The sequence below is a fragment of the Microbacterium pasadenense genome (assembly GCF_047246565.1).
In the GTDB taxonomy this organism is placed as follows: domain Bacteria; phylum Actinomycetota; class Actinomycetes; order Actinomycetales; family Microbacteriaceae; genus Microbacterium.
Window position 1 is genome coordinate 239,071 of the sequence record NZ_JBFOKN010000003.1, and the last position, 25,469, is coordinate 264,539.

Annotated in this window: 24 protein-coding genes; 16 read left to right on the forward strand and 8 right to left on the reverse strand. The window is 71.6% G+C overall.

The genetic code is table 11. The annotated features are described in order from the left end of the window. The 9 genes from atpB to AB3M83_RS11745 all read left to right on the forward strand — a co-directional run bounded on the left by atpB (nt 1) and on the right by AB3M83_RS11745 (nt 7,686). Complete coding sequence (gene atpB / locus AB3M83_RS11705; RefSeq protein ID WP_412948273.1) at nt 1–837, forward strand: F0F1 ATP synthase subunit A; 837 nt, start codon at nt 1–3, stop codon at nt 835–837. A 45-nt stretch (nt 838–882) separates the two neighbouring features. Then, on the forward strand, nt 883–1,119 hold the full coding sequence (gene atpE / locus AB3M83_RS11710) for an ATP synthase F0 subunit C (RefSeq protein ID WP_412948275.1): 237 nt from the start codon (nt 883–885) through the stop codon (nt 1,117–1,119). 29 nt (nt 1,120–1,148) lie between these two features. Then, nucleotides 1,149–1,706, forward strand: coding sequence for a F0F1 ATP synthase subunit B (locus AB3M83_RS11715; RefSeq protein ID WP_412948277.1), 558 nt, complete (start codon nt 1,149–1,151; stop codon nt 1,704–1,706). After that, nucleotides 1,706–2,494, forward strand: coding sequence for a F0F1 ATP synthase subunit delta (locus AB3M83_RS11720; RefSeq protein WP_412948279.1), 789 nt, complete (start codon nt 1,706–1,708; stop codon nt 2,492–2,494). Before AB3M83_RS11715 ends, AB3M83_RS11720 begins: the two co-directional genes overlap by 1 nt. 72 nt (nt 2,495–2,566) lie before the next feature. Then, entirely contained in the window at nt 2,567–4,207 is a 1,641-nt protein-coding gene (gene atpA, locus AB3M83_RS11725; RefSeq protein ID WP_412948281.1) for a F0F1 ATP synthase subunit alpha, read from the forward strand. 21 nt (nt 4,208–4,228) lie between these two features. After that, on the forward strand, nt 4,229–5,128 hold the full coding sequence (locus tag AB3M83_RS11730; RefSeq protein WP_412948283.1) for a F0F1 ATP synthase subunit gamma: 900 nt from the start codon (nt 4,229–4,231) through the stop codon (nt 5,126–5,128). A 22-nt stretch (nt 5,129–5,150) separates the two neighbouring features. After that, on the forward strand, nt 5,151–6,599 hold the full coding sequence (atpD, locus tag AB3M83_RS11735; RefSeq protein WP_412948285.1) for a F0F1 ATP synthase subunit beta: 1,449 nt from the start codon (nt 5,151–5,153) through the stop codon (nt 6,597–6,599). A 1-nt stretch (nt 6,600) separates the two neighbouring features. Further along, entirely contained in the window at nt 6,601–6,861 is a 261-nt protein-coding gene (locus AB3M83_RS11740) for a F0F1 ATP synthase subunit epsilon (protein WP_412948287.1), read from the forward strand. Nucleotides 6,862–6,927: 66 nt separating this feature from the next. Continuing rightward, nucleotides 6,928–7,686 (forward strand): YaaA family protein, encoded by a 759-nt coding sequence (locus AB3M83_RS11745; RefSeq protein ID WP_412948289.1) that lies wholly within the window; start codon nt 6,928–6,930, stop codon nt 7,684–7,686. Here AB3M83_RS11745 and AB3M83_RS11750 read toward each other — a convergent pair. Continuing rightward, nucleotides 7,679–8,227, reverse strand: a complete 549-nt coding sequence (locus tag AB3M83_RS11750; RefSeq protein ID WP_412948291.1) for a DUF4870 domain-containing protein — start codon at nt 8,225–8,227, stop codon at nt 7,679–7,681. The two genes, AB3M83_RS11745 and AB3M83_RS11750, sit on opposite strands and share 8 nt — an antisense overlap. Before the next feature lie 262 nt (nt 8,228–8,489). On the opposite strand from AB3M83_RS11750, the gene AB3M83_RS11755 reads away from it, so the two are divergent. Then, the gene (locus tag AB3M83_RS11755) at nt 8,490–9,275 is read left to right on the forward strand and encodes a PP2C family protein-serine/threonine phosphatase (protein ID WP_412948293.1); all 786 of its coding nucleotides are present in this window, start codon (nt 8,490–8,492) and stop codon (nt 9,273–9,275) included. A gap of 164 nt (nt 9,276–9,439) precedes the next feature. Then, nucleotides 9,440–12,100 (forward strand): FtsK/SpoIIIE domain-containing protein, encoded by a 2,661-nt coding sequence (locus tag AB3M83_RS11760; RefSeq protein WP_412948295.1) that lies wholly within the window; start codon nt 9,440–9,442, stop codon nt 12,098–12,100. A 2-nt stretch (nt 12,101–12,102) separates the two neighbouring features. On the opposite strand, the gene AB3M83_RS11765 is transcribed toward AB3M83_RS11760, so the two are convergent. Continuing rightward, nucleotides 12,103–13,092, reverse strand: coding sequence for an asparaginase (locus AB3M83_RS11765; protein WP_412948297.1), 990 nt, complete (start codon nt 13,090–13,092; stop codon nt 12,103–12,105). 39 nt (nt 13,093–13,131) lie between these two features. Here AB3M83_RS11765 and AB3M83_RS11770 point away from each other — a divergent pair, with 39 nt between their 5' ends. Further along, nucleotides 13,132–13,602, forward strand: a complete 471-nt coding sequence (locus AB3M83_RS11770; RefSeq protein WP_412948299.1) for an OsmC family protein — start codon at nt 13,132–13,134, stop codon at nt 13,600–13,602. 3 nt (nt 13,603–13,605) lie between these two features. Here the strand turns inward: AB3M83_RS11770 and AB3M83_RS11775 are convergent, their stop codons facing one another. Beyond that, nucleotides 13,606–14,424 (reverse strand): lysophospholipid acyltransferase family protein, encoded by an 819-nt coding sequence (locus AB3M83_RS11775; protein WP_412948301.1) that lies wholly within the window; start codon nt 14,422–14,424, stop codon nt 13,606–13,608. 106 nt (nt 14,425–14,530) lie between these two features. Here AB3M83_RS11775 and AB3M83_RS11780 point away from each other — a divergent pair, with 106 nt between their 5' ends. Beyond that, complete coding sequence (locus AB3M83_RS11780; protein WP_412948303.1) at nt 14,531–15,493, forward strand: FKBP-type peptidyl-prolyl cis-trans isomerase; 963 nt, start codon at nt 14,531–14,533, stop codon at nt 15,491–15,493. Nucleotides 15,494–15,521: 28 nt separating this feature from the next. Continuing rightward, on the forward strand, nt 15,522–16,604 hold the full coding sequence (gene dxr, locus AB3M83_RS11785; RefSeq protein ID WP_412948305.1) for a 1-deoxy-D-xylulose-5-phosphate reductoisomerase: 1,083 nt from the start codon (nt 15,522–15,524) through the stop codon (nt 16,602–16,604). Here dxr and AB3M83_RS11790 read toward each other — a convergent pair. From AB3M83_RS11790 to AB3M83_RS11800, 3 genes are all read right to left on the reverse strand, one after another. Beyond that, nucleotides 16,596–18,200, reverse strand: a complete 1,605-nt coding sequence (locus AB3M83_RS11790) for a Mur ligase family protein (RefSeq protein ID WP_412948307.1) — start codon at nt 18,198–18,200, stop codon at nt 16,596–16,598. The two genes, dxr and AB3M83_RS11790, sit on opposite strands and share 9 nt — an antisense overlap. Nucleotides 18,201–18,265: 65 nt before the next feature. Further along, complete coding sequence (locus AB3M83_RS11795) at nt 18,266–18,985, reverse strand: DUF1775 domain-containing protein (RefSeq protein ID WP_412948309.1); 720 nt, start codon at nt 18,983–18,985, stop codon at nt 18,266–18,268. Between the two features lie 79 nt (nt 18,986–19,064). Then, entirely contained in the window at nt 19,065–19,637 is a 573-nt protein-coding gene (locus AB3M83_RS11800; RefSeq protein ID WP_412948311.1) for a hypothetical protein, read from the reverse strand. An 81-nt stretch (nt 19,638–19,718) separates the two neighbouring features. Between AB3M83_RS11800 and AB3M83_RS11805 the strand changes: the two genes are divergently transcribed. Further along, a complete protein-coding gene (locus tag AB3M83_RS11805; protein WP_412948313.1) occupies nt 19,719–21,008 on the forward strand; it encodes a M50 family metallopeptidase in 1,290 nt (429 codons plus the stop codon). Nucleotides 21,009–21,017: 9 nt separating this feature from the next. Here the strand turns inward: AB3M83_RS11805 and AB3M83_RS11810 are convergent, their stop codons facing one another. After that, entirely contained in the window at nt 21,018–22,922 is a 1,905-nt protein-coding gene (locus AB3M83_RS11810) for a chorismate-binding protein (RefSeq protein ID WP_412948315.1), read from the reverse strand. Nucleotides 22,923–23,138: 216 nt separating this feature from the next. Here AB3M83_RS11810 and ispG point away from each other — a divergent pair, with 216 nt between their 5' ends. Next, nucleotides 23,139–24,290: a flavodoxin-dependent (E)-4-hydroxy-3-methylbut-2-enyl-diphosphate synthase gene (gene ispG / locus AB3M83_RS11815; RefSeq protein WP_412948317.1), complete on the forward strand. Its 1,152-nt coding sequence runs from the start codon at nt 23,139–23,141 to the stop codon at nt 24,288–24,290. Between the two features lie 77 nt (nt 24,291–24,367). Here the strand turns inward: ispG and AB3M83_RS11820 are convergent, their stop codons facing one another. Further along, nucleotides 24,368–25,387 carry a 1-aminocyclopropane-1-carboxylate deaminase gene (locus tag AB3M83_RS11820; protein ID WP_412948319.1) on the reverse strand — a complete coding sequence of 340 codons (1,020 nt, stop codon included), beginning with the start codon at nt 25,385–25,387 and terminating at the stop codon, nt 24,368–24,370. Nucleotides 25,388–25,469 lie beyond the last annotated feature (82 nt).

Sequence of the window (25,469 nt, forward strand, 5' to 3'; positions counted from 1 at the left end):
ATGCCCCCGAAGCTGGAGCCAGCGCTGTTCACTCAAGCTGCGACCCTGATCGCCACCGCCGCCGCCGGAGAAGGTCCGGAATTCCACGGACCCTCGATTTCCGAGTTCTTCCCTGAGACGCTGTTCTCGATCGGGGGCCTCGAGGTCAACCGGATCCACCTGATCCAGCTGCTCGCGACGATCGCGATCGTCCTCGTCTTCTGGCTGGGCACCCGCCGCATGACGGTCGTGCCCGGTCGCTTCCAGAGCCTCGTCGAGATGGGCCTGGACTTCGTCCGCGTCAACGTCGCCGAGGACATCCTGGGCAAGAAGGACGGCACGCGGTTCCTGCCGATCCTCTCCACGATCTTCTTCATGACGCTGTTCATGAACCTCACGGGCGTCATCCCCTTCCTGAACATCGCCGGCACGAGCATCATCGCCGTGCCGCTGCTGCTCGCGGTCGTCAGCTACGTCACCTTCATCTACGCCGGCGTGCGCAAGAGCCCCAAGAACTTCTTCAAGAACGCGCTGTTCCCCTCGGGGGTCCCGCCGTTCCTATACATCATCGTGACGCCGCTCGAGTTCATCTCGACGTTCATCATCCGGCCCGTCACGCTGACCCTGCGACTGCTGATGAACATGATGGTCGGGCACCTGATGCTCGTCCTCTTCTTCGCGGCGACGCAGTTCTTCCTCCTGGACCTCGGCGGCTGGTGGTCGGCGCTGGCGGCGGGTTCGCTCGCCTTCGGCCTCGCCTTCACCGTCTTCGAGCTCCTGGTGGCTGTTCTCCAGGCCTACGTCTTCACCATCCTCACCGCGGTCTACATCCAGCTCGCGGTGGCAGAAGAGCACTGAGCGGGTCGGCCTCCGGCCTTCCCACCCAACCGAAAGGAAAAACCCGTGGACGCAACTACGGTTCTCGCTGAGATCAACGGCAGCATCGCCACCGTCGGCTACGGCCTCGCCGCCATCGGCCCCGCCATCGGCGTCGGCATCGTCGTCGGCAAGACGATCGAGGGTGTCGCCCGTCAGCCCGAGCTGGCCGGTCGCCTGCAGGTCCTCATGTGGATCGGTATCGCCTTCACCGAGGCGCTCGCCTTCATCGGCATCGCAACCGCCTTCATCTTCGGCTACTGATCGCGCTTTCCCAGTCTTAAGGAGACAGGATGCTGAACGCTCTTGTCGCGTATGCGGCGGAAGAGGGTGCTGCAGAGCACAACCCTCTGATCCCGGCGTGGTACGACATCATCTGGTCGGCGGTCTGCTTCGTCGTGATCCTGTTCGTCTTCGTGAAGGTCGCCCTTCCGAAGATGCAGGTCATGCTCGACCAGCGCGCAGCCGCCATCGAGGGCAACATCGCCAAGGCCGACGAGGCCCAGCGCAAGGCGGAGGCGGCGCTCGAGGAGTACACCGCACAGCTCGCCGCCGCCCGCAAGGAAGCCGGTGAGATCCGCGACGCCGCCCGTGAGGACGGCAAGAAGATCGTCGCCGAGGCGAAGGACACGGCGTCGGTCGAGGCGAACCGCCTGACCGCCGCGGCGCACTCGCAGATCGAGGCCGAGCGTCAGACGGCGCTCGTGTCGCTGCGCAGCGAGGTGGGCACGCTCGCCCTCGACCTCGCCGGCGGCGTGATCGGGGAGACCCTGTCGGACGACGCGAAGGCTCAGGCCGTCGTCGACCGCTTCCTCGCCGACCTCGAGGCCTCCGAGAAGGCGGCCCAGTAATGGGCAGCGCGACCACTCAGGCCCTCGCGGCGACGACGTCGGCCCTCCAGGCCGCGCCGAGCGTCGACCTCGGCGTCGCCCGCGAGCTGTTCGCCGCGGTCCGCGCCCTGGCCGGCTCGTCGCACCTGAGCGGCGCGCTGTCCGACGCGTCCGCCCCGGCCGAGGCTCGGCGAGGCGTCGTGACCGCCGTCTTCGGCGGGTTCTCGCCGGCGTCGGTGGCGGTCCTCCAGGCCGCTGCCGGTCAGCGGTGGTCCTCGGCGGACGATCTCATCAGCGGCATCGAGGAGGCCGGCATCCGTGCCGCCGCCATCTCGTCGCCGTCGGTGGACATCGAGGCCGAGCTCTTCACGGTGGCCCGGACGGTCGCGTCGAACTCCGAGCTCGAGCTCGCGCTCGGCCGTCGTCTCGGTGACGCCGCAGCCAAGGGCGCGCTGATCGAGAACCTCTTCGGCGGCCGTGCCGGCGAGGCCACCGTGCTGATCGCGGCCACGCTCGTCCAGGTGCCCCGCGAGCGTCGCGTCCGGTCGATGTTCAGCCGTGCCATGCGCGTCGTGGCCGACCAGCGCGGCCGCGCCGTCGCGACGGTGTTCGCCGCCACCGACCTGACCGGCGACCAGCTCGGCCGCCTGCAGCGCACCCTCACGCAGCGCTACGGCACCGAGGTGTCGCTGAACGTCGTGGTCGACCCGTCGGTCGTCGGCGGCATGCGCATCGAAATCGCCGACGATGTGATCGACGCCACCGTCGCATCGCGTCTCGGCGACCTCCGTCAGCGACTGGCGGGCTAGATCTTCCCGCTCCACATCGGAGCGGACCCGGCTGGCCGAGTGCCCGCCACAAGACCTCAAAGAAGGAAGACCATGGCAGAACTGTCCATCAGCCCCGACGTCATCCGTGACGCGCTGAAAGACTTCGTCGCCGCATACGAGCCCACCGGGGCAGCGGCAACCGAGGTCGGCACCGTCGTCGACGCTGCCGACGGCATCGCCCACGTCGAGGGCCTGCCCGGCGTCATGGCGAACGAGCTCGTTCGCTTCGACAACGGCGTGGAGGGTCTGGCGCAGAACCTCGACGAGCACGAGATCGGCGTCGTCGTCCTCGGCGACTTCTCCGGCATCGAAGCAGGCCAGAAGGTCACCCGCACCGGCGAGGTCCTCTCGGTCGGTGTCGGCGACGGCTACCTCGGCCGCGTCGTCGACCCGCTCGGCAACCCGATCGACGGTCTCGGCGAGATCGCGACCGACGGCCGTCGCGCCCTCGAGCTGCAGGCGCCGGGCGTCATGCAGCGCAAGAGCGTGCACGAGCCCATGCAGACCGGCATCAAGGCCATCGACGCCATGATCCCCGTCGGCCGCGGCCAGCGTCAGCTCATCATCGGCGACCGCCAGACCGGCAAGACGGCCATCGCGATCGACACGATCATCAATCAGAAGGCCAACTGGGAGTCGGGCGACGCCGAGAAGCAGGTCCGCTGCATCTACGTCGCGATCGGCCAGAAGGGTTCGACCATCGCTTCGGTGAAGGGCGCGCTCGAGGACGCCGGTGCGATGGAGTACACCACCATCGTCGCGGCCCCGGCATCCGACCCCGCCGGCTTCAAGTACCTCGCCCCCTACACCGGCTCGGCCATCGGCCAGCACTGGATGTACGGCGGCAAGCACGTCCTGATCATCTTCGACGACCTGTCGAAGCAGGCCGAGGCCTACCGCGCCGTGTCGCTGCTGCTGCGCCGCCCGCCGGGCCGCGAGGCATACCCCGGCGACGTCTTCTACCTGCACTCGCGTCTGCTGGAGCGTTGCGCCAAGCTCTCCGACGAGCTCGGTGCGGGCTCGATGACGGGCCTCCCGATCATCGAGACGAAGGCCAACGACGTGTCGGCCTACATCCCGACCAACGTGATCTCGATCACCGACGGCCAGATCTTCCTGCAGTCCGACCTCTTCAACGCCAACCAGCGTCCGGCGGTCGACGTGGGCATCTCGGTGTCGCGCGTCGGCGGTGACGCTCAGGTCAAGTCGATCAAGAAGGTCTCCGGCACGCTCAAGCTCGAGCTCGCGCAGTACCGGTCGCTCGAGGCGTTCGCGATGTTCGCATCCGACCTCGACGCCGCGTCGCGCCGCCAGCTGGCGCGAGGCGCTCGTCTGACCGAGCTGCTCAAGCAGCCGCAGTACTCGCCGTACCCGGTGGAGGAGCAGGTCGTCTCGATCTGGGCCGGCACCAACGGCAAGCTCGACGACGTCGAGGTCGAGGACGTGCTGCGGTTCGAGCGCGAGCTGCTCGACCACCTGAAGCGCAACACCTCCATCCTCGACACCCTGCGCGAGTCCAACGTCCTCGACGACGCGACGCTCGCCGAGCTCGAGAAGGCGACCGATGCGTTCGTCCTCGAGTTCCAGGGCGGCAAGGGCCAGGCCATCAACAAGCCCGGTCACGAAGAGGTCGCTGCTGCGGGCGCGGACGACGTGAACCAGGAGAAGATCGTCAAGGGCCGCCGCGGCTGACGCCGACGGGAGACTCATCACATGGGCGCACAACTCAGGGTCTACAAGCAGAAGATCTCTTCTGCTCAGACGACCAAGAAGATCACGAAGGCGATGGAACTCATCGCGGCTTCGCGCATCCAGAAGGCGATGGGACGCGTCCGCGCGTCCAACCCCTTCGCGCGGGCCGTGACGCGTGCCGTCTCCGCCGTGGCGACGCACTCGAACGTCCAGCATCCGCTGACGACCGAGCGCGAGGACATCCGTCGGTCCGCCGTCGTCGTGTTCGGTTCCGACCGAGGACTGGCCGGCGCATTCAACTCGCAGGTGATCCGCGAGGCGCTGCAGCTCGGTGAGCTGCTGCGCTCCGAGGGTCGCGAGCCGGTGTACTACCTGGTGGGGCGCAAGCCGGTCGGGTTCTTCCAGTTCCGCAGCATCCCGACGGCGGGCGAGTGGATCGGCGACACCGACACGCCGCACTTCTCCACCGCGGAGGAGATCGCCGGAGCCCTCCTGGAGGGCTACGGGCTGGGCGGGGCCGAGGGCGGCGTCGACGAGATCCACCTCGTCTACAACCGCTTCGTGAGCATGATGACGCAGACGCCCGAGACGGTCCGGCTGCTTCCGCTCGAGGTCGTCGAGGCCGACGAGACCGCCACGGACAACCAGGTATACCCGCTCTACGAGTTCGAGCCGAGCCCCGAGACGGTGCTCGACGCGCTCCTGCCGGTGTACGTGCAGAGCCGCGTGTTCAACGCGCTCCTGCAGTCGTCGGCAGCCAAGCAGGCGGCGACGCAGAAGGCGATGAAGTCCGCCAGCGACAACGCCGACAAGCTCATCACCGACTACACCCGTCTGCGCAACAACGCGCGCCAGGCGGAGATCACGCAGCAGATCGCCGAGATCGTCGGCGGCGCCGACGCTCTGGCGTCGGGCAAATAGACCACACGAAAGAAGAGAAGCCATGAGCCTCACCGCTGAGAAGACGGAAGCTCCGGTCGTCGGCCGCGTCGCGCGCGTCACCGGCCCGGTCGTCGACATCGAGTTCCCGCACGACTCGATCCCCGACATCTACAACGCGCTGAAGACCACCATCGTCATCGGCGACACGTCGAGCGAGATCACCCTCGAGGTCGCGCAGCACCTCGGCGACGACCTCGTCCGCGCCATCTCGCTGAAGCCCACCGACGGCATGATCCGCGGCCAGGAAGTCCGTGACACGGGCGGCCCCATCACCGTCCCCGTCGGCGACGTCACCAAGGGCAAGGTCTTCAACGTGACCGGCGACGTCCTGAACGCCGCCGAGGGCGAGACGATCGAGGTCACCGAGCGCTGGGGCATCCACCGCCAGGCGCCGAACTTCGACCAGCTCGAGTCGAAGACCCAGATGTTCGAGACCGGCATCAAGGTCATCGACCTCCTGACCCCCTACGTTCTGGGTGGGAAGATCGGCCTGTTCGGCGGCGCCGGTGTCGGCAAGACCGTCCTCATCCAGGAGATGATCCAGCGCGTCGCGCAGGACCACGGTGGTGTGTCGGTGTTCGCCGGTGTCGGCGAGCGCACCCGTGAGGGCAACGACCTGATCCACGAGATGGAAGAGGCGGGCGTCTTCGACAAGACCGCCCTGGTCTTCGGCCAGATGGACGAGCCGCCGGGGACGCGTCTGCGCGTCGCCCTGTCGGCGCTGACGATGGCGGAGTACTTCCGCGACGTCCAGAAGCAGGACGTGCTGCTGTTCATCGACAACATCTTCCGCTTCACGCAGGCCGGTTCCGAGGTCTCCACGCTGCTGGGCCGTATGCCCTCCGCCGTGGGCTACCAGCCCAACCTGGCCGACGAGATGGGTGTCCTCCAGGAGCGCATCACCTCGACGCGCGGTCACTCGATCACCTCGCTGCAGGCGATCTACGTCCCCGCCGACGACTACACCGACCCGGCCCCGGCGACCACGTTCGCCCACCTCGACGCGACCACCGAGCTGTCGCGTGAGATCGCCTCGAAGGGCCTGTACCCGGCCGTCGACCCGCTGACCTCGACCAGCCGGATCCTGGACCCGCGCTACATCGGTGAGGACCACTACCGCGTGGCCACCTCGGTGAAGCAGATCCTGCAGAAGAACAAGGAACTCCAGGAGATCATCGCCATCCTCGGTGTCGACGAGCTCTCCGAAGAGGACAAGGTCGTCGTGTCGCGCGCACGCCGCATCCAGCAGTTCCTCTCGCAGAACACCTACATGGCCAAGAAGTTCACCGGCGTCGAGGGCTCCACGGTCCCGATCAAGGAGACGATCGAGTCGTTCGACGCGATCGTCAAGGGCGACTTCGACCACGTCGCCGAGCAGGCCTTCTTCAACGTCGGCGGCATCTCCGACGTCGAGGAGAAGTGGGCGCAGATCCAGAAGGAGAACGGCTGAGATGGCTCTGACGGTCACCCTCGTCTCCGCTGAGGCGGAGGTCTGGAGCGGCGAGGCGAGCCTCGTCGTCGCCAAGACGGTCGAGGGCGAGATCGGCTTCATGGCCGGTCACGAACCCGTCCTCGCGATCCTCGCCGAGGGTCAGGTCCGCATCACGCAGACCGACGGTTCGAAGATCGTCGCCTCGGCGCAGGACGGCTTCCTCTCGATGGCGGGCGACGAGCTCACCATCGTCGCGGGGAACGCAGCTCTGCAGTCCTGATCCACTCTCGTCGCAGCGCCGCCCGGTACGCCGGGCGGCGCTGCGACGTTTCCGGCTGGAGCCATCGTGCTGATCCTGTTGCCCCCCTCCGAGACGAAGCGGCCCGGCGGGACCGGTGCCCCGCTCTCGGACACCGCCCTCGCGCACCCGGAGCTGACCGCTCCGCGTGAGGCTGTCCTCGACGCACTCGTCGCCCTCAGCGCCGACGAGGACCGCGCGGCCCGGGTTCTCAAGCTGTCGGCGCGACAGCGGGGGGAGATCGCCGTCAACGCGGCGCTGCGCTCGTCACCGTCCCTCCCGGCCGTCGACCGGTACACCGGGGTCCTGTACGACGCACTGGACGCCGCCTCGCTCGATGCGGATGCACGAGGATGGCTGGGCGCCCACGCCGCCATCCACTCGGCGCCCTTCGGCCTCGTGGCAGCGCTCGACCCCATCCCGGCCTACCGGCTCGCCGCCGGGACGTCGCTGCCGGGGCTTCCGTCGCTCCGGCGGGTGTGGGCGGATGCCGTCGGCGCGGCCCTCGCGGCATCAGCCCCGCCCTTCATCCTCGACCTGCGCTCCGAGGCCTACGTCGCGCTGGGGCCGGTGCCCGCCGGCATCCCGCACGCGTACGTCCGTGTTGTGACGGCGGGCCCGGACGGCTCCGTCCGCGCGCTCAACCATTTCAACAAGCACGCGAAGGGCGAGATGGTCCGCCTGCTCGCCCGGAGCCGTCCGCCCGTGCGGTCGCGAGCGGACCTGCTGGCGTGGGCGGACGGCGCCGGAGTCGTGCTGCGCGAGCTCGACGATCGCACCGTCGAACTCGTGGTGCCGCCTACGTGATGAACCGGAAGTTGATCGGGTAGCGGTAGCCGCCGCCCTGGTTGACCTTGAGTCCGCCCAGGATCGAGAAGACGACGTTGGCCACCCAGAGGGCGAACATCGCGAGCCCCACGATCGGGCCGAGGAACCAGGCGATCGCGCTGAGGACCGAACCGACGACCGACACCGCCACGTAGACGATCGTGAACGTGATCTGCCAGTTGAGCGCCTCCTTGCCCTCGACGTCGACACGGTGCCCGCGGTCCTTGAAGACGAGCCAGATGATGAGGGAGGGCAGGATGAACGCGATGCCGCCGATGTGCGCCCACATCGCCCACGTCTTGTCCTGCTCGGGGGTCAGTGCGCCGCCGGACGGGGCGTAGCCCTGCTGCGGATATCCCTGCTGCGGCGGGTACCCCTGCGGCGGGGGACCGCCGGCGGGCTGCTGCCCGTATCCGGGGGGCGGGGCACCGTAGCCGCCGGGAGGCGGGGCGGCGTACCCTCCGGGAGGCGCCTGGGTGGGACCGGGAGGCGGCGGCGTGGCGGGACCCGGCGGAGGCACGGGCGGACCTGCCGGCGGGCGAGTCGGTTCGTCTCCCGCGGGAGGCGTGTTCGGGTCGGTCATGGGGTCGCTGCCTTTCTGCTGCGTCGAGGCGACGGGTCGCCACGGCTCGACGACGGGCGCCGGTGCGATGCACCCGCACCGCCACAGCGTCACCGTAGCGCCGGGGCAAGGTCGCGGGCAATGCGGGGGACGGCGGATCGAGGGGCGCGTCGTCCATTAGAGTGTGAGGACGCTGCACCGATCACGGAAGGGTGAAAGCGTGCCCGAAGCCACCGAATCCCGGGTCGTGACGTTCGCGACTGGGACGATAGAGCTGCGATGGTCAGATGTGACCCACCGCGGCCGTCGGCGCGAGAACAACCAGGACGCCGTCCTCTCGGCCTTCCCGCTGTTCGTCGTCGCGGACGGCATGGGCGGTCACATCGGCGGTGAGATCGCGAGCTCGCGCGCCATCGAGCGACTGTCCGGCGCCGTCGGAGACGGCGAGGTCTCCCCGGCATCCATCGAGAAGGCCCTCGAGCGGGCCGTCGCCGACATCGCCGCATCCGCCGAGACGACGGACGACGGCACCGGCACGACGGTCACCGGCGTGTACCTCGACCTGACCGCCGAAGAACCCACCTGGGTGACGCTGAACATCGGCGACTCCCGCGTCTACCTCTTCCGCGACGGGGCGCTCGCCCAGGTCACGACCGATCACTCCGTCGTCCAGGAGCTCATCGCCGCGGGCCGGCTGAGCCCGGAAGAGGCCGAGAACCACCCGTACGGCAACGTCATCACCCGTGCCGTCGGGCCGAGCGACGGCGTCGTGCCCGACTACGTCCGCCTCGAGGTCGTCGACGGCGACCGCTTCGTGGTCTGCAGCGACGGGCTCACCAAAGAGCTCACCGATTACGGCATCCTGCATTTCCTGCTGCAGCACGACGACCCGACGGAAGCCGTCGACGCGATGCTCGAAGCGGCGCTCGAGAACGGCGGCCGCGACAACGTGTCGATCATCGTCGTGAACGTCGCCCGCAGCGATTCCTCCCCAGCCGGGGACTGACCGGCCGCACTCCACCGCGTCGGCGCCGACCGGGCGCCGCGGTCGCCGTGCTCGCACGCTGGTGCGGTGACGATCCACCCGCCTCCTGCCCCGCCCGCCGCGGGCACGGAGCCGCTCATCCTGCCCGCGGCCCCGCACCCGCCCCCCGAGCGCCGCTGCCGCTCGTGACGGCGATCGTGCCGATGCTCGGCGGCGTGGTGCTGTGGGCGGTGACCGGATCCGCCTACGCCCTTCTGTTCGCCCTGCTCGGCCCGCTGATCGCGGTCGCCTCCGTCGTCGACGCGGCACGCGGGTCGCGCCGGAGCCGCCGCCGGGGCGCGGCCGAGGTGGCGCGCGCGGTGCGGCGCGCCGGAGACGAGATGCACCGGCGGCACGCGGACGAGCGCTCCGCACGATGGGCGCGCCACCCCGACGTCGCCGGATTCCTGCGACGTCCCGACGCGATCTGGCGTCCGACTCCGGAGCGGGAGGGGGTCCTCGTGGTCGGTCGCGGCGTCGGCGAGAGCGCGCTCCGCGTCACGGGCGGCGACGGGGATGCCGGCGCGGCCGACCTCCGGCGCGAGGCGGCCTCGGTGAGCGACGTCCCTCTCCTCGTGCCGCTCACGACGGGCGTCGCCGTCGTCGGGCCTCCGGTGCTCGCGGCGGCGGTGGCGCGGGGGCTCGCGGTGCAGGTGTGCCTGAGCCTCGCACCGGGACGAGTTCAGTGGAGCGAGGATGCGCCTTCGTGGGCGGCCGCCCTCCCGCATCGTGACGCGCCCGCCGGACTGCTCCTGCAGCTGCGCGAGTCCGGCGGCCTGATCGGCGGTGACGTCGATGTGCCCGTCGCCGTGGTCCCCGAGGGCGAGCCGCCGCCGCCGCGCTGCGGCGCCATCCTGCGCCTCACCGGGCCCGCAACGGCGGAGCTCGACGTCGACGGCGACGTCCGGGAGCTCGCCGTCGAGCCGGTGTCGACGGCGCAGGCCGCCGCGGTCGCGGCGTTCCTCGCCGACCGGGCGGCGCGGGCACTCGGCCGCCGCATCGACGTCCCGGTCGGCCTCGACGAGCTGATCGCGGCGGCCCCGTCGCCGGCCCCCGACGCCCTGCCGGCGGTCTTCGCGTCGACCGCTGCGGAGCCCTTCGTCGTCGATCTGGTCCGGGATGGGCCGCATGCGGTGGTCATCGGGGTGACCGGGTCGGGCAAGAGCGAGCTGCTCACGTCCTGGGTGGCCGCGCTGTGCGCCGGACACACGCCGCAGCAGCTCGCCCTGCTGCTCGTCGACTTCAAGGGCGGGCGCACGTTCGACCACTTGCTGCCGCTGCCCCACGTGACGGGCGTGCTCACCGACCTCGACGATGCCACGGCGCTGCGGGCGATCGACAGCCTCCGCGCCGAGATCCGGCACCGGGAGCGGGCCCTGGCCGACGTCGGCGCTCGGGACGTCGCCGAGACGGCGGCGACCGGCGCACCGCTCGGTCGGCTCGTCATCGTCGTGGACGAGTATGCGGCGCTGGTGGCCGCGCATCCCGCGCTGCACGACCTGTTCGCGGATCTCGCCGCTCGCGGCCGCGCCCTCGGCATCCACCTCGTGCTCGCGGCTCAGCGCGCGACGGGCGTCTTCCGCGACGCTGTGCTGGCGAACGCGCCGCTGCGCCTCGCCCTGCGGGTGACGGATGCGGCTGATTCGCGTGCCCTCCTCGGCGTCGACGACGCGTGCCGGCTCTCCGGCCGGGCGCAGGCGCGGGGTCTCGCCCTCGTGCGACGCGCAGCCGACAGTGCTCCGATCCCGGTGCGCATCGCCCGCTGCGGACCGGGGACGCTGGCGGAGGTCGCGTCCCGGCATCCCGGCCCGCCGGCCCGCGCTCCGTGGCTGCCCGCGCTGCCGGCGCGGGTGCCGCTCGCGGGGGTCCGTTCCGGCGGCGAGCTCGTGCTCGGACTGGCCGATGAGCCGGAACGGCAGTGGCAGGGACCGATCGGCTGGGATCCGGCCGATCTCGCCCTCGCCGTCGTCGGCGGTCCGGGGAGCGGGCGGACGGGCATCCTCCGGGCGATCGCCGCGCAGACGCCGACCCTCGTCGTGCCGGCGGACCCTGAGCAGGCGTGGGACGTCGTCATGGCGCTCGCGGACGTCCCGCGCGGCACGACCGTCGCCGTCGACGACCTGGATTCGCTGATGACACGGATGCCGGGGGAGTACGGTCCGGCCGTGCTCGACGCGCTGGAGCGCGCTCTTCGAGGGGCGCGCGAGCGCGGCATCCGGCTCGTGGTCACAGCGCAGCGGCTGACGGGAGGCGTCGCTCGGCTCGTCGACCTCATCCCGCGGCGGGTGGTCCTCGCCCTTCCCACCCGGGCCGACCACGTCGCGGCGGGCGGCGATGCCGCCGACCATCGCCCCGAGCTGCCCCCGGGCCGTGGGCGCCTGGGCCGCACCCTCGTGCAGTTCGCCGCCGCCCCGGCCGCCGTCCCGGCGGCCGGGGCCGTCGGGCCGCCGACGTGGCTGCCGGGCCGGCGGCCCGCGGCGGTCGTCCTCCCCGCGGGAGCGCGGTCCCGCCGGATCGTCGGGTCCTGGCGGCGGCTGGGCATCGCGGTCTCCGCGGTCGACGGGGCGGCGTCGCTCGTCCGCGGCGGGGCGGTCGTGGGCACGGCCGAGGACTGGCTCGCGCAGTGGCGGCTGCTGGGAGCGGCGCGCGCCGACGCGGACCTCGTCGTGGATGCGGCGTGCGCCGCCGAGTACCGCGCGATCACCGGGTCGCGCGACCTGCCGCCGTTCGCGGCGCCGGTCGCCGGCCGGGCGTGGCTGATCGCACCCGCGCGGCCGGCGCGGCGCGTCGTCCTCGCGGAGTGGTGAGCTCAGACGGTGGGACGGATCACGCCGACGTCGCGGCCGCCGCCGGTCACGGTGAGCGGCAGGTCGCCGAGGGTGCGGGCGACGTCGGCCGGGGCCAGTGCTCCCGCGCGGACGAGGAGCGTCAGCGCGGTGACCGTCGACGCCCGATTGCTGCCGTCCAGCATCTTCAGGGCGACCGTGGTGCCGTCGGGGGCGATCATCGTCATGACGCCCTCGGCGCCGTGCTTGGCGAACAGGCCCAGACGTTCGGTGACGATCGAGTCGGGCAGTCCCGGGCCCTGGATGACCCAGGGGTTCTCGCGGACGGCCCGCAGGAGCGCGCCGGCGGAGCGGTGCAGCGCGAACGGCGACCGCTCCGAGGAGGCGCCGATGCGGTGGACCGCCCGGGCGAGGGCCGAGAGGGACATGCCGTAGACCGGGGCGCCGCAGCCGTCGATGGCTGTCGTCGTGATCTTCGTGCCGGTGAGCCGCTCGATGACCTCACGGGTGTGGACCTGCAGCGGATGCATGGCCTCCAGGTACGAGGCCGTGTCCCACCCGTTGGCGGTGCACGCCAGCAGCATCGCGGCGTGCTTGCCCGAGCAGTTCATGCGCACGCGCTGCGGGCCGATCAGCTCGCGGGTCATCTCGTCGCGCGCCCGCGCGTCGCCGGGCCATGCGGGCGGGCACTGCAGGGCGTCCTCGCCGACGCCCGCCGCGCTGAGGATGTCGGTGACGAGTCCGACGTGGCGGTCGGTGCCCGAATGGCTCGCCGTCGAGACGGCGAGGTGCGCGCCCTCGAGCGACGCGCCCGCGGTGACGCTGCCGAGCGCCTGCAGGGGCTTCAGCGTCGAGCGCGGCAGGATCTGCTCGTCGACTGCGCCCAGGGCGGTGACCACGGCGCCGTCGGGATTCAGGACGATGGCCGAGCCGCTGTGGCGGGACTCGACGAAGCCGCTCCGTTCGACCACGGCGAGTTCGACGGCATCGGTCACGGCGAAGGTCTCTGGCACCTCCCCAGCCTACCGAGCGCGCTGTGCGAGACTGGCCGCGTGTACGGCGAACACTCCTACCGACTGAACACCCGCTGGACCGGCGACCGCGGCACGGGCACGAGCGGCTACCGGGACTACGACCGCGCGGTGACGATCCGGATCGACGGCAAGCCGGTGCTGCGGGCATCCGCCGACAAGCCCTTCCGCGGCGACGCCTCCCGCTGGAACCCGGAGGACCTGCTGCTGGCGGCGCTGTCGGAGTGCCACCTGCTCTCGTACCTGCACGCCTGCGTCACGGCCGGAGTGATCGTCACGTCCTACGAGGACGACGCCACCGGCACGATGGTCGAGGACGGTCGCGGTGGCGGCGCCTTCCGGGAGGTCGTGCTGCGCCCGCGGGTGACGGTGGCGGATGCCGCGATGGTCGAGGCCGCCGAGGCCGCGCACGCCCAGGCGAACGCCTGGTGCTTCATCGCGAACTCGGTGAACTTCCCGGTCCGTCACGAGCCGACGGTGACCGTCGGCTGATCCTCAGCGGCGCTCGTGCGGGAGCACCTGCTTGAGACGCTCGACCGGGTTCTGAGCCGGCACTTCGTTGTACGCGTGGGCGAGTTCCTGTCCGGACAGGGCGTGGATGGCGGACATGATCTCGTCCGTCGCCAGTCGGCGGGCGCGTCCCGACGAGGCGGGCCCGTGGTGGGAGAGGTCGATCGCCGATCCGTAGCGGATGGTCACGCGAGGTGAGATCCGCGGCCACTTGGCGCCGACCGGCATCGCGTCGTTCGTGCCGACGATCCCGACCGGGACGACCTTCGCGCCCGTCTCGAGGGCGAGGAACGCGATCCCGGTGCGACCCCGGTAGAGGCGGCCGTCCAGGGAGCGCGTCCCCTCGGGGTACAGCGCGATCGCCTTCCCCGTCTGCAGGATGCGTCGCTGCTGATCGAGCGCGTCGAGCGCGGCCTGCCCTGCGCCGCGGCGCACCGGGGTGGCGCCGAGGGCGCGGAAGAACCGGCGACTGAACCAGCCGCCGATGCCGGTGCCCTCGAAGTAGCTCGACTTCGCGAGGAAGTAGACCGGCCGGGGCGCGAACATCGGGAGCACGAACGAGTCGATGAAGCTCAGGTGGTTGCTCGCGAGGATGATGGGGCCGGTACGGGGGATGTTGTTGCTGCCCTCGATCCGCGGGCGGTAGATGAGGCGTGCGAGGGGACCGATGCCCCAGCGGACGAGGTAGTAGAGCGCGCCCGCGCGGGCGAGTCCGTCGTCGGGTTCCTCCGCGGGGGTCTCGTCGGGAGTCGTCGCTTCGGTCACCAGAAGAGGGTACTGCCATTTCCATGCTGCCCCTGGCATGGGGCCGGCCGCCCGGGCGGGCCGCGGGACGCCGCCGCTTTCACACCGGGGACAAAGGGAGATGGGGGAGGATGTTCCCGTCCCCCTTTTATCTGTGAGGTTCTCCGTGCGCCTGCGTCCCATCGCCGCCCTGTCCGCCGCCGCCGTGTCGGTCCTGCTGTTCGCCGGCTGCGGCGCCGGAGAGCCCGAGTCGGAGCCGACGGGCACGCCCGCCAGCCTCTGCGACGCCGCCGCCGAACCGGGCGCCACCTCCGAGGCCATCACCGTCGAGGGAGAGCGGGGCACGCCGTCGACGGCGACCTTCGAGATGCCGGTCGAGCCGGAGACCCTCGAGGTCTCCGTCGTCGAGGAAGGCGACGGCGAGAAGGTCGAAGCCGGAGACTTCGTGACCTACGCCATGACGGCGTACAACGGCGAGAACGGCGACGAGCTGGCATCCATCGGCTTCGAAGACGGCGAGCTCCTCCCCACGCAGATGTCCCCCGATTCGATCTTCGGCCAGGTCTTCGGCTGCTCCCCGATCGGCACGCGCGTCGTGGCCGCCTTCCCGGCGAGCGAGCAGGCCGGTGCCGAGGTGTACGTCCTCGACCTGCTGTCCGCCGCGCCGACGGCGGCCTGGGGCGAGCCGCAGGAGCCGGCAGCCGGCCTCCCCGAGGTGACCCTCGCCGAGGACGGCACCCCCTCCATCTCCGTCCCGGAGACGGACGCACCCGCCGAGACGAGCATCACCACCCTCAAGAAGGGCGACGGCTACGAGGTCCAGGCGGGCGACAACGTGCTCATCCAGTTCCGCGGTGCGCGCTGGTCGTCGGGTGAGCTCTTCGACGGCGGTGACACCTGGGCGGACGGCACTCCGTACGCCTCGTCGACGAGCCAGTTCGTGCCCGGGTTCCAGAAGGCGCTCGAGGGGCAGACGGTCGGCTCGCAGGTGCTCGCCGTCATCGCGCCGGCCGACGGGTACGGCGAGGGCGAGATCAACGAGTCCGACCTCAAGGGCGACACCCTCGTCTTCGTGATCGACATCCTGGGCGGCCAGGCGGCTCCGCAGGGCGCCGCTCCCACCGAGTGACGACGGGCGCGCCGCTAGGCTGAACGGCATGCGGCGCGTTCTGATCCTCGGCTCCACCGGTTCGATCGGGACGCAGGCGCTCGACGTCATCGCCGCGAACCCCGACCGCTTCGAGGTCGTCGGCCTCGCGGCAGGGTCCGACCGCGCAGGGATGGCGGCGCAGGCCGACGCCTTCGGGGTCGCGCACACGGCGCTCGGCGCCGACGAGGCCGAGCAGCTGGTCCGGACGGTGGACGCAGACGTGGTGGTCAACGGCATCACGGGGTCGGTGGGCCTCGGGCCCACGATCGCCGCGCTCGAGACCGGGCGGACGCTCGCCCTCGCCAACAAGGAATCCCTCATCGTCGGCGGCGCGCTGGTGACGGCGCTCGCCGCACCCGGTCAGATCGTGCCCGTCGACTCCGAGCACTCCGCGATCGCCCAGGCGCTGCGCGCCGGATCCTCCGACGAGGTGCGCCGGCTCGTGCTCACCGCGTCCGGGGGGCCCTTCCGCGGTCGCACCCGGGACGAGCTCGCCGAGGTGACACCCGCACAGGCGCTGGCCCATCCGACGTGGGACATGGGGCGCGTCGTCACCACGAACTCGGCGACCCTCGTGAACAAGGGCCTGGAGGTCATCGAGGCGCACCTGCTCTTCGGCGTGCCGTACGACCGCATCGACGTCGCCGTCCATCCGCAGTCCATCGTGCACTCGATGGTCGAGTTCATCGACGGCTCGACGATCGCGCAGGCGTCGCCGCCCGACATGCGGCTTCCCATCTCGCTGGGCCTCGACTGGCCGCACCGCGTCGCCGGTGTCGGCGCTCCGCTGGACTGGACGACCGCCACGACCTGGACCTTCGAGCCGCTGGACCGTCAGGCCTTCCCGAGCGTGGAGCTGGCGAAGCAGGTCGGCGAAGCCGGCGGAACGTACCCCGCGGTGTTCAATGCCGCCAATGAGCAGGCCGTCGATGCCTTCCACGAGGGGCGGCTGTCGTTCCTCGGCATCGTCGACACGATCGCCCGTGTCGTCGACGCGCACGATGCCCCCGCGTCGCTGACGCGCGAGAGCCTCGCCGAGACCGAGCGCTGGGCCCGCGAGGCGGCCGATCGGCTCATCGCCTCACTCTGACGCGCGAGGTGCCTGTCGGTCGTCGACGGGCCGGCCGGCGCGGCGGAGGGCCGTCCGGGCCACCTCTTCCGCATCGAACGGGGTCCGCACCCCGGCGATCTCGCGATAGTGCTGATGTCCGGGACCCGCCCACAGGATCGCGTCGCCCTCGCCGGCGAGGGACACGGCCCGCGCGACCGCCTCCTCCGGCGCGGCGACGTCGAAGACCGTGACGTCGGGCCGGGCGTCCCGGGCACCCGCGACCAGCGCGGCGCGGATGGTCGCCGGGTCCTCGGAGCGGGGATGCTGGTCGGTCACGATCACGATGTCGCTGCCGAGCGCGGCCGCCCGGCCCATGTCCGAACGCTTCGTGACGTCGCGGTCGCCGTTCGCGCCGCACACCATGATCACGGTCCCCGGAGTGACCCGACGGACGGCCTCGAGCGTCTTCGCGAACGCGTCGGGGGAGTGGCCGAAGTCGAGGTAGAAGGCCGGGCCGCGGTCGCCCGAGAGCCGCTGGATGCGGCCGGGCAGGTGCGCGTCGATGCGGGCGTCGCCGACGAGCGCCGAGATCGCCTCCCACTCCCAGCCCGCCTCGAGCAGCAGGACGATCGCGAGTGCCGCGTTGGACGCCATGTGCGGTCCGATGACGGGCACCGTCGTGGTGAGGGCTCCGGCCGGCCCGGTGAGGGTGAAGGTCACGCCGTCCGGCTCCTCGCCCACGATGTCGACGCGCCAGTCGGCGGCGACGTCCGGGTCCGCCGCGATGGCGGGGGTGAGGATGGTGGTCACCGGGACCTCGGCCCGCTGCGCGACCTCCACGCCCTCGGGCTGGTCGACGCACACGACCGCTCGGCGCGATCGGTCGGCGCGGAACAGCGCGAGCTTGGCCTCGAGGTAGGTCCGCATGTCGCCGTAGTCGTCGAGGTGGTCGTGGGTGAGGTTGGTGAAGCCCGCGACGTCGAAGTGCAGACCGTCCACGCGGTGGCGCGTGAGCGCCTGCGCACTGACCTCGACGAGGATCGCCTGGACGTCGCGCTCGCGCATGAGCGCGATGAGGGCGTGCATCTCGGATGCCTCGGGCGTCGTGAGCCGGGACGGGATGACCTGCCCGGCGATGTGGCGCTCGGCCGTCGACGACATGCCGGTGACGACGCCCAGCCCGCCGAGGATCCCCTCCATGAGGTGCGTGACGCTCGTCTTGCCGTTCGTGCCGGTGACCGCGAGCAGCGGCGGGAGCTGTCCGTCCGCGCCGGTTCCGTAGACGTCCGCCGAGATCGCGCCGAGCCGGGCGCGCGGGTCGTCCACCACGAGCACCGGAACGCCGACGTCGGTCAGCAGGGCGGCACCCGCGGCATCCGTCAGGACGGCCACCGCGCCGCGGGCGACGGCGCCGCCCGCCACTTCGGCGCCGTGACGCTTCGCGCCCTGCACGGCGACGAAGAGCTCGCCGGCGCGCAGATCGCCGGTGGCGAGGGTCACGCCGGTGACCTCGACACCGGTCAGGTCGTCGGCCGTCGCCGCCTGGAAGCGCGCCGCGAGATCAGCGAGCGATCTGCGCGGGGAGGTCGACGGCCGGAGGACGGGCGGCAACGGAGGAGACGCAGCGTTCGGCATGATCCGTCCATTATCCCCCGGGTCCTCCGGCCGCTCCTCGGCGGAGCGGCCGGAGGACGTCGGTCTCAGGCGCGGCGGCGGATCAGCGCGACGGCCAGCGCGGCGACGCTGACGGCGAGTGCCCCGCCGGCCAGCCAGGTGGCCCACACGCCGGTGTCATCGGTGGCGGCGGCTGCCGTCGCCGCGGACTCGTCCGCGTCCGCGGCTGCGTGCTCGTCGGTGTCGGCGTGCTCGTCGGCGTGCGCGTGCCCGTCGGAGTCGGCGTCCGATGCGGATGCCGCGGCGACCGCGACGGTCGGGGCGGGTGCCTCGAGCTCGTGGGGATCCTGGCCCTCCTCGGGGACCTCCACCCACGCGGTCTCACCGGACGCGCACTCCTGCGTGACGGGGAAGGCCACCTCGGTGTCGGCGGCCTCGGAGCCGAACACGACGTCCATCGCGACGCTCGCGGCGAGGCCGTCTTCGATCGGCGTGACGGCCGTGTAGGTCACCGACGTCGGCAGGCCGTTGTCGGCGAGCTCGCGCTCGACGGTCCAGACCCCGTCGACGACGGGGGTGGCGGTCTCGACCGTGTCGGGCAGGTCGACGACGAGCGCCGTGGTCGGCGAGCCGTCGCACCCGTGGCTGAAGCTGAACTCGACGCGGCTGGTCGATCCGGCGGTGGCGCCGTCGGCGGTGGCGTGGACGTGTGCGGAGGCTGCCATCGGGACGGCGAGGGCGAGGGCGCCGCCGAGCGCGACGGCGGTGAGGGTGAGCGCCGAACGGCGCGCGGAGCGAAGGGTCATGTCAGGTCTCTCTGAGTGTGCGGCGGATGCCGCGGTTTCGGCGAAGGTGAGCGTGATGTCGCGCAGCGCGCGACGGGGCTCACCGCGGCGGACCGCGGCGGGAGAGGCCGGAGAGGGTGACGCGCGGCCCGGCGGCGCGGAGGACGCCGGTGGCGGCTCGTGGCGCCGGTGCCGGGAACGGGAGGGTCATCGGGACGGCGGGCAGCAGTGCCCGGAGGCCGTCCGCGATGCCCCGCAGGAGGTGCTCGCCGGTGCAGAGGAGGATCGTCGTGACCACCGCGGCCAGGACGTGCCCGGCGACCATGGCGACGTCGATCGACATCCCCTCGCCCGGGGAGGCGAGCGTGAGAGGACCGTGCACGTGCGCGCCGAGGCCCCGCGGGCGTGCGGAGCCCACGGTCGCGAAGGCGGTGTGGAGGAGCGCCTGCGCTGCGCTCACGGCGGCGGCGGTCCGGGCAGCGGACGGCCTCCGGCCGATGAGCGCGACGGCGAGCGGCCAGGCGAGGAGGGTGACGGCCGCGAGCAGCCAGAGCGGCGGCGCGGTGCCGCCCGACACGGTGTGCGACGTCGCCGCGAGGAGGACGGCGACGACGGCCGCCGACCCGCCGCGCACGGCACGCAGCTGACGCGTGTCGGCGGGGCGGTTTCTCACGCCACGAGCCTAACCGGGCCGCGCCCGGTGCGGAGCCGGTCGACGGCGGTTTCATAGCCGCACGGGGTAGCGTTCCGACTCGTGACCGTTCTCGCATTCGTCATCGGCGTCCTGGTGCTCGTCGTCGGCCTCGCCGTGTCGATCGCCCTGCACGAGGTGGGGCACCTCCTGCCCGCGAAGGCGTTCGGCGTGCGGGTCGGCCAGTACATGATCGGCTTCGGCCCGACGCTCTGGTCGCGGCGATTCGGCGAGACGGAGTACGGCTTCAAGGCGCTCCCGCTCGGCGGCTTCATCTCGATGGCGGGGATGTACCCGCCCTCGCGCGCGGACGCGCCGCGCAGTCGGCTGTTCGCGACGCTCGTCCAGGACGCGCGCGCCGTCAACGACGAGACGCTCGAAGGCGACGGCGCCACCCGGGCCTTCTACCGGCTGCCGGTGTTCAAACGGGTCGTCATCATGCTCGGCGGTCCGCTCATGAACCTGGTTCTGGCGGTGGTGCTGTTCGCGGTCATGTTCTCGGGCATCGGCATCCAGACCGCCACGACGACGATCGCCGGCGTCAACGAATGCGTCCTCCCCACCGGGACGGCGCAGACGGAGTGCACGGCGGACGATCCCGCCTCGCCGGCCGCGGCCGGCGGAATCCGCCCCGGCGACGAGATCGTGTCGGTGGACGGCCAGCCGGTCTCGACCTTCGCCGAGGCGTCCGCGATCATCCAGGATGCGCCCGAGCAGGAGCTCGCCGTGGTCGTCCGCCGAGGCGGCTCGGAGCAGACGCTGCGCATCACACCCGTCCTCGCGGAGCGCGAAGTGCAGGGGGAGGACGGCGAGACGAAGATCGCCGACGTGGGCTTCGTCGGCATGACGGCCGCCACCGCCTTCGTGCCCCAGCCGCTCTGGGAGGGCCCGCGCGCCGCCCTCGAGCAGACCGGGCAGGTGCTCGGCATCATCTGGCAGCTGCCGGTGCGGGTCTACGAGACCGCCGTCGACACGGTCACCGGCGCCGGCCGCGATCCGAACGGCCCGCTGTCGGTCGTCGGCGCGGGCCGTCTCGCGGGTGAGGTCGCGGCGACCGACGCGCCGATCCTCAACCGGGTGTCCGGCATGGTGGCGCTCCTCGGGTCGCTCAACATCGCGCTGTTCGTGTTCAACCTCGTGCCGCTGCTGCCCCTCGACGGCGGCCACGTCGTCGTCGCCCTGTGGGACGGCATCAAGCGCGCGTGGGCCACGCTGCTCCGGCGGCCGAGGCCCCGCGCGGTCGACGCGACGAAGCTCGTGCCGATCACCTACGTCGTCGTGATCGCCCTCGTCGTGATGGGCGGCACGCTCATCCTCGCCGACATCGTGAACCCGGTGCAGCTGTTCGGCTGATCCGCGAGATCAGGCGTCGACGCGCTGCAGGGCGTGTCCGATGAGGCGCTCCAGGGTGATGAGGCCGTCGCCCGAGAGGATCGACTCGAGGTGCCCCTGCACCGAGGCGTAGCCGGGACCGCGGAGCGCGTAGACGTCGCCCGTCGCGGCATCCGCTGCCACGTCGGCCCCGCCGACCGATGCCGTGCCGGGGGAGACCCGCGCGGTGAAGGTGTTGTAGAACCCGATGGATGCCGGCGCGCCGAACACGTCGACGGTCTTCTGCATCCCCTGGTGGGGGCTCGCCAGCGGTGCGAGGTCGAGGCCGAGCTGATCGGCGAGCACCTGATGGCTGAGGCAGACGGCGAGCAGCGGCGTCCCGGCGTCCAGGCGGGTGCGGACGACCTCGTGGAGGCGGGCGATGCGCGCACTCTCCTCGTCGCGGGGATCGCCCGGGCCCGGGCCGGTGACCACGAGCTCCGCGGCGGCGACGCGCTCGGCGGTCGCCGCGCTCCAGTGCGCGATGGTGACGTCGAAGCCGAGGTGGCGCAGCTGGTGGGCGAGCATGGTCGTGAAACGGTCCTCCGCATCGACGACCAGGGCGCGGCGGCCGGCGAACGGCCCGTCCTCGCCTGTCGACTGCGGGTTCAGCCAGAACGGCGCGAGCCGCGAGTTTCGCGACGCCAGCAGCTCGATGATCCCGGGGTCGTCGGCGAGCCGCCTCGGCGGGACGGCGGCGGGGGCGTCCTCGTCGATCGCCTCGGCGACCCGGTCTCGCTCGATCGCGCCGATGGCGCCCAGGACGCCGGCGGCCTTGCCGTGCGTCTCGCCGACCTCGCCGTACGGGTCGGAGTGCCGGACGAGCGTCGCGCCGACCGGCACGCGGAGGCGGCCGTCGACGAGGTAGGCGGTGCGGATGAGGATGGGAGCGTCGAGGTCGTGCCCGCCGTCCGGGCGCGGGGTGAACAGCGCCGCGACGCCGGAGTAGTACCCGCGCGGCGATCGCTCGTGTCGCGTGATGACCGTGCACGCGTTCTGCATGGGCGAGCCGGTGACGGTCGGGGCGAACATCGTCTCGCGCAGGATGTCACGCGGGTCCATCGTGCTGGTGCCGCTCAGCATGTACTCCGTGTGGGTGAGACGCGACATCTCCTTCAGGTGCGGACCTGTGATCCGACCGCCGTCGCTGCAGACGGCGGACATCATCTTGAGCTCCTCGTCCACCACCATGAACAGCTCCTCGGTCTCCTTGGTGGAGGAGAGGAACTCGGTCAGGGTCTCGACGGTCGCGCCGCCGGCGGGGTGACGGAAGGTGCCCGATATCGGGTTCATGGTCACGACGCCGCCGCGCGCGCTGACATGGGCCTCAGGGCTCGCCCCGACGGCGAGGTGGCCGGGCGTGGAGACGAGGAACGTCCAGTAGGCGCCCCGCTCGTGCTCCAGGAGGGCCCGGAACCAGGTGAGGCCCGCGGTCACGGGATCCGCCTCGACGGATGCCACGTAGTCCCGGCGGATGACGAAGTTCGCGCCTTCCCCCTGCCCGATCTCGTCGGCGATGACGCGGCGCACGATCGTGGCGTACTCCTCGTCGTCGATGTCGAAACCGGCGCCCGCGAGCGGGACCCGCTCGGTGGGGAGGTGAGCGAACGCATCCGCGAGGGAGAGGGCGGTGCGCTGGCCGACGACGAGGCAGCGGAGCGGCGCGGCGTCGTCGTGGCATTCGAAGCCGCGCTCGACGACCTGGCGGAACGGGACCAGCGCGAGGACCTCGCGCGCGGCGCCGGCGTCGTCGGTCAGGGGGATGTCGGCGAGCAGGTCGACGTCGACGACGTCGCCGGTCAGCACCTCGACGGTGGCGCCGTCACGGGCGAGGAGGGCGAACGGCGTGCCGGAGGCGGCGAGGTCGGCGAGGCTGAACGGGGCGGTGCCGGGCATGGTGCTCTTTCGTTCGGGGCGGTCGCCGTCTCAACGAAAAGACCGCCGGGCTGGAAGCTCAGGCGGTCGTCGGGATGCACGCGGCGTCCGCCTCAGGCGGAGCGCCACCAGGAACGGTTCGCGAACATGGGCCGAACTTATCACAGCGGGCCGGGCCCGATCCGGCATCCCGGGCCGTACAGCCCGGCTCCAGCCGACGCGGCCTAGGCTGGGATCGTGCCAGCAGTCAATCTCGGGATGCCCCGCGTGCCGGAAGTCCTCGCCCCCCGCCGCAAGACCCGTCAGATCAAGGTCGGCAAGGTCCTCGTCGGCGGCGACGCGCCCGTCACCGTGCAGTCGATGACGACGACGCCGACGAACAACATCAACGCGACCCTGCAGCAGATCGCCGAGCTGACCGCCTCCGGCTGCGAGATCGTGCGCGTGGCCGTGCCCCGCCCCGAGGACGCGGACGTGCTGCACATCATCGCCGCGAAGAGTCAGATCCCGGTCATCGCCGACATCCACTTCCAGCCGAAGTACATCTATCAGGCGATCGACGCCGGGTGCGGCGCCGTCCGCGTGAACCCCGGCAACATCCGCGAATTCGACGGCAACGTCGGTCAGATCGCGGCGGCCGCCAAGGCGGCCGGGGTCTCGCTCCGCATCGGCGTCAACGCCGGTTCGCTCGACAAGCGCCTGCTCGAGAAGTACGGCAAGGCCACCCCCGAGGCGCTCGTGGAGAGCGCCGTCTGGGAGGCGTCGCTGTTCGAGGAGCACGACTTCCACGACTTCAAGATCTCGGTCAAGCACAACGACCCGGTCGTGATGGTGAAGGCCTACCGCCTGCTCGCCGAGCGAGGCGACTGGCCGCTCCACCTCGGTGTGACCGAAGCGGGCCCCGCGTTCCAGGGCACCATCAAGAGCGCGACCGCGTTCGGCATCCTGCTCTCCGAGGGCATCGGCGACACCATCCGCGTCTCGCTGTCGGCACCGCCCGCCGAAGAGGTGAAGGTCGGCCACCAGATCCTGCAGTCGCTGAACCTGCGCGAGCGCAAGCTCGAGATCGTCTCGTGCCCGTCGTGCGGTCGTGCGCAGGTCGACGTCTACACGCTCGCCGACGACGTGACTGAGGGGCTCAAGGACATGACCGTCCCGCTGCGCGTCGCCGTCATGGGCTGCGTCGTGAACGGTCCGGGCGAGGCCCGCGAGGCCGACCTGGGTGTGGCATCCGGCAACGGCAAGGGCCAGATCTTCGTCAAGGGCGAGGTCGTCAAGACCGTGCCCGAGGCGGACATCGTCGCGACTCTCATCGAAGAGGCCAACCGCATCGCGGCCGAGATGGGACCGGACGCCCCGATCGGCACCGCGCAGGTCCTCACGAGCTGACGCACCGGCGCGAGCGCGCTGCGCCGGCACGTCACGCGGAGCGTCGGGGCGCCCGCGTCCGCCGCTGAGACCGCCCGTCAGCTCCAGAGCGACGCGTAGGCGTTGATCGCCGGCTGGCCGCCGAGGTGCGCGTAGAGGACGGTCGAGTCCTTCGGGATGTCACCGCTTCGCACCAGGTCGATGAGACCGGCGAGCGACTTGCCCTCGTAGACCGGGTCGGTGATCATCGCCTCGAGCTGCGCGCCGAGGGCGATGGCGTCCATGGTCGAGGCCACCGGGATGCCGTACAGGTCGCCCGCCCAGCCGTCGAGGACCTGGATCTCGTCGTCCCGCAGGTCGCGACCGAGCTCGATGAGCGCCGCCGTGCTGCGCGCGATGCGCGCGACCTGGTCGCGGGTCTTGGCGAGAGTCGCCGAGGCGTCGATGCCGATCACGCGGCGCGTCACCCCGGTGAGGTCCTCGAGGGCCGCGAAGCCGGCGATCATGCCGGCGTGCGTCGAGCCGGTCACGGTGCAGACGACGATGGTGTCGAAGAAGACGCCGAGCTGCTTCTCCTGCTCGGCGACCTCGAACGCCCAGTTCGCGAACCCGAGGCCGCCGAGGCGGTGCTCCGATGCGCCGGCGGGGATCGGGTAGGGCGTCCCGCCCGCCGCTTCCACCTCGGCCAGCGCCTGCTTCCACGAGTCCCGGATGCCGATGTCGAAGCCCGCGTCGTCGAGCCGGGAGTCCGCGCCCATCATCCGCGACAGCAGGATGTTGCCGACCGTCTCGTTGGTGGGCTCGTCCCACGGCACCCACTTCTCCTGCACGAGGCGGGCCTTGAGCCCCAGGTGCGCGGCCACGGCGGCGACCTGGCGGGTGTGGTTGGACTGGTAGCCGCCGATCGAGACGATCGTGTCGGCGCCCGACGCGAGCAGGTCGGGGACGATGTACTCGAGCTTCCGCGTCTTGTTGCCGCCGAAGGCGAGCCCGCTCGAGACGTCCTCGCGCTTGGCCCACACCTGCGCCCCGCCGAGATGCTGCGTGAGTCGCTTCAGGTGGTGCACGGGGCTCGGCCCGAAGGTCAGCGGGTGGCGGGGGAACTGGTCGAGGATCATGCGTGCTCCTGGTCGGGTCGAGGGGGCGGATGCCGGTCGGCGGGTCCGCCGGCCGCGGGTTCGTTCGGGCGGGTCCGTTCGG

What these genes read in the sequence shown, in the direction of transcription:
- AB3M83_RS11715 (WP_412948277.1), top strand. Translation starts at nt 1,149, where the DNA reads ATGCTGAACGCTCTTGTCGCGTATGCGGCGGAAGAGGGTGCTGCAGAG.
- AB3M83_RS11795 (WP_412948309.1), bottom strand. Translation starts at nt 18,985, where the DNA reads ATGACCCTTCGCTCCGCGCGCCGTTCGGCGCTCACCCTCACCGCCGTC.
- AB3M83_RS11730 (WP_412948283.1), top strand. Translation starts at nt 4,229, where the DNA reads ATGGGCGCACAACTCAGGGTCTACAAGCAGAAGATCTCTTCTGCTCAG.
- AB3M83_RS11810 (WP_412948315.1), bottom strand. Translation starts at nt 22,922, where the DNA reads ATGCCCGGCACCGCCCCGTTCAGCCTCGCCGACCTCGCCGCCTCCGGC.
- dxr (WP_412948305.1), top strand. Translation starts at nt 15,522, where the DNA reads ATGCGGCGCGTTCTGATCCTCGGCTCCACCGGTTCGATCGGGACGCAG.
- atpA (WP_412948281.1), top strand. Translation starts at nt 2,567, where the DNA reads ATGGCAGAACTGTCCATCAGCCCCGACGTCATCCGTGACGCGCTGAAA.
- AB3M83_RS11720 (WP_412948279.1), top strand. Translation starts at nt 1,706, where the DNA reads ATGGGCAGCGCGACCACTCAGGCCCTCGCGGCGACGACGTCGGCCCTC.
- atpD (WP_412948285.1), top strand. Translation starts at nt 5,151, where the DNA reads ATGAGCCTCACCGCTGAGAAGACGGAAGCTCCGGTCGTCGGCCGCGTC.
- atpB (WP_412948273.1), top strand. Translation starts at nt 1, where the DNA reads ATGCCCCCGAAGCTGGAGCCAGCGCTGTTCACTCAAGCTGCGACCCTG.
- AB3M83_RS11740 (WP_412948287.1), top strand. Translation starts at nt 6,601, where the DNA reads ATGGCTCTGACGGTCACCCTCGTCTCCGCTGAGGCGGAGGTCTGGAGC.
- AB3M83_RS11775 (WP_412948301.1), bottom strand. Translation starts at nt 14,424, where the DNA reads ATGCCAGGGGCAGCATGGAAATGGCAGTACCCTCTTCTGGTGACCGAA.
- AB3M83_RS11820 (WP_412948319.1), bottom strand. Translation starts at nt 25,387, where the DNA reads ATGATCCTCGACCAGTTCCCCCGCCACCCGCTGACCTTCGGGCCGAGC.
- AB3M83_RS11790 (WP_412948307.1), bottom strand. Translation starts at nt 18,200, where the DNA reads ATGCCGAACGCTGCGTCTCCTCCGTTGCCGCCCGTCCTCCGGCCGTCG.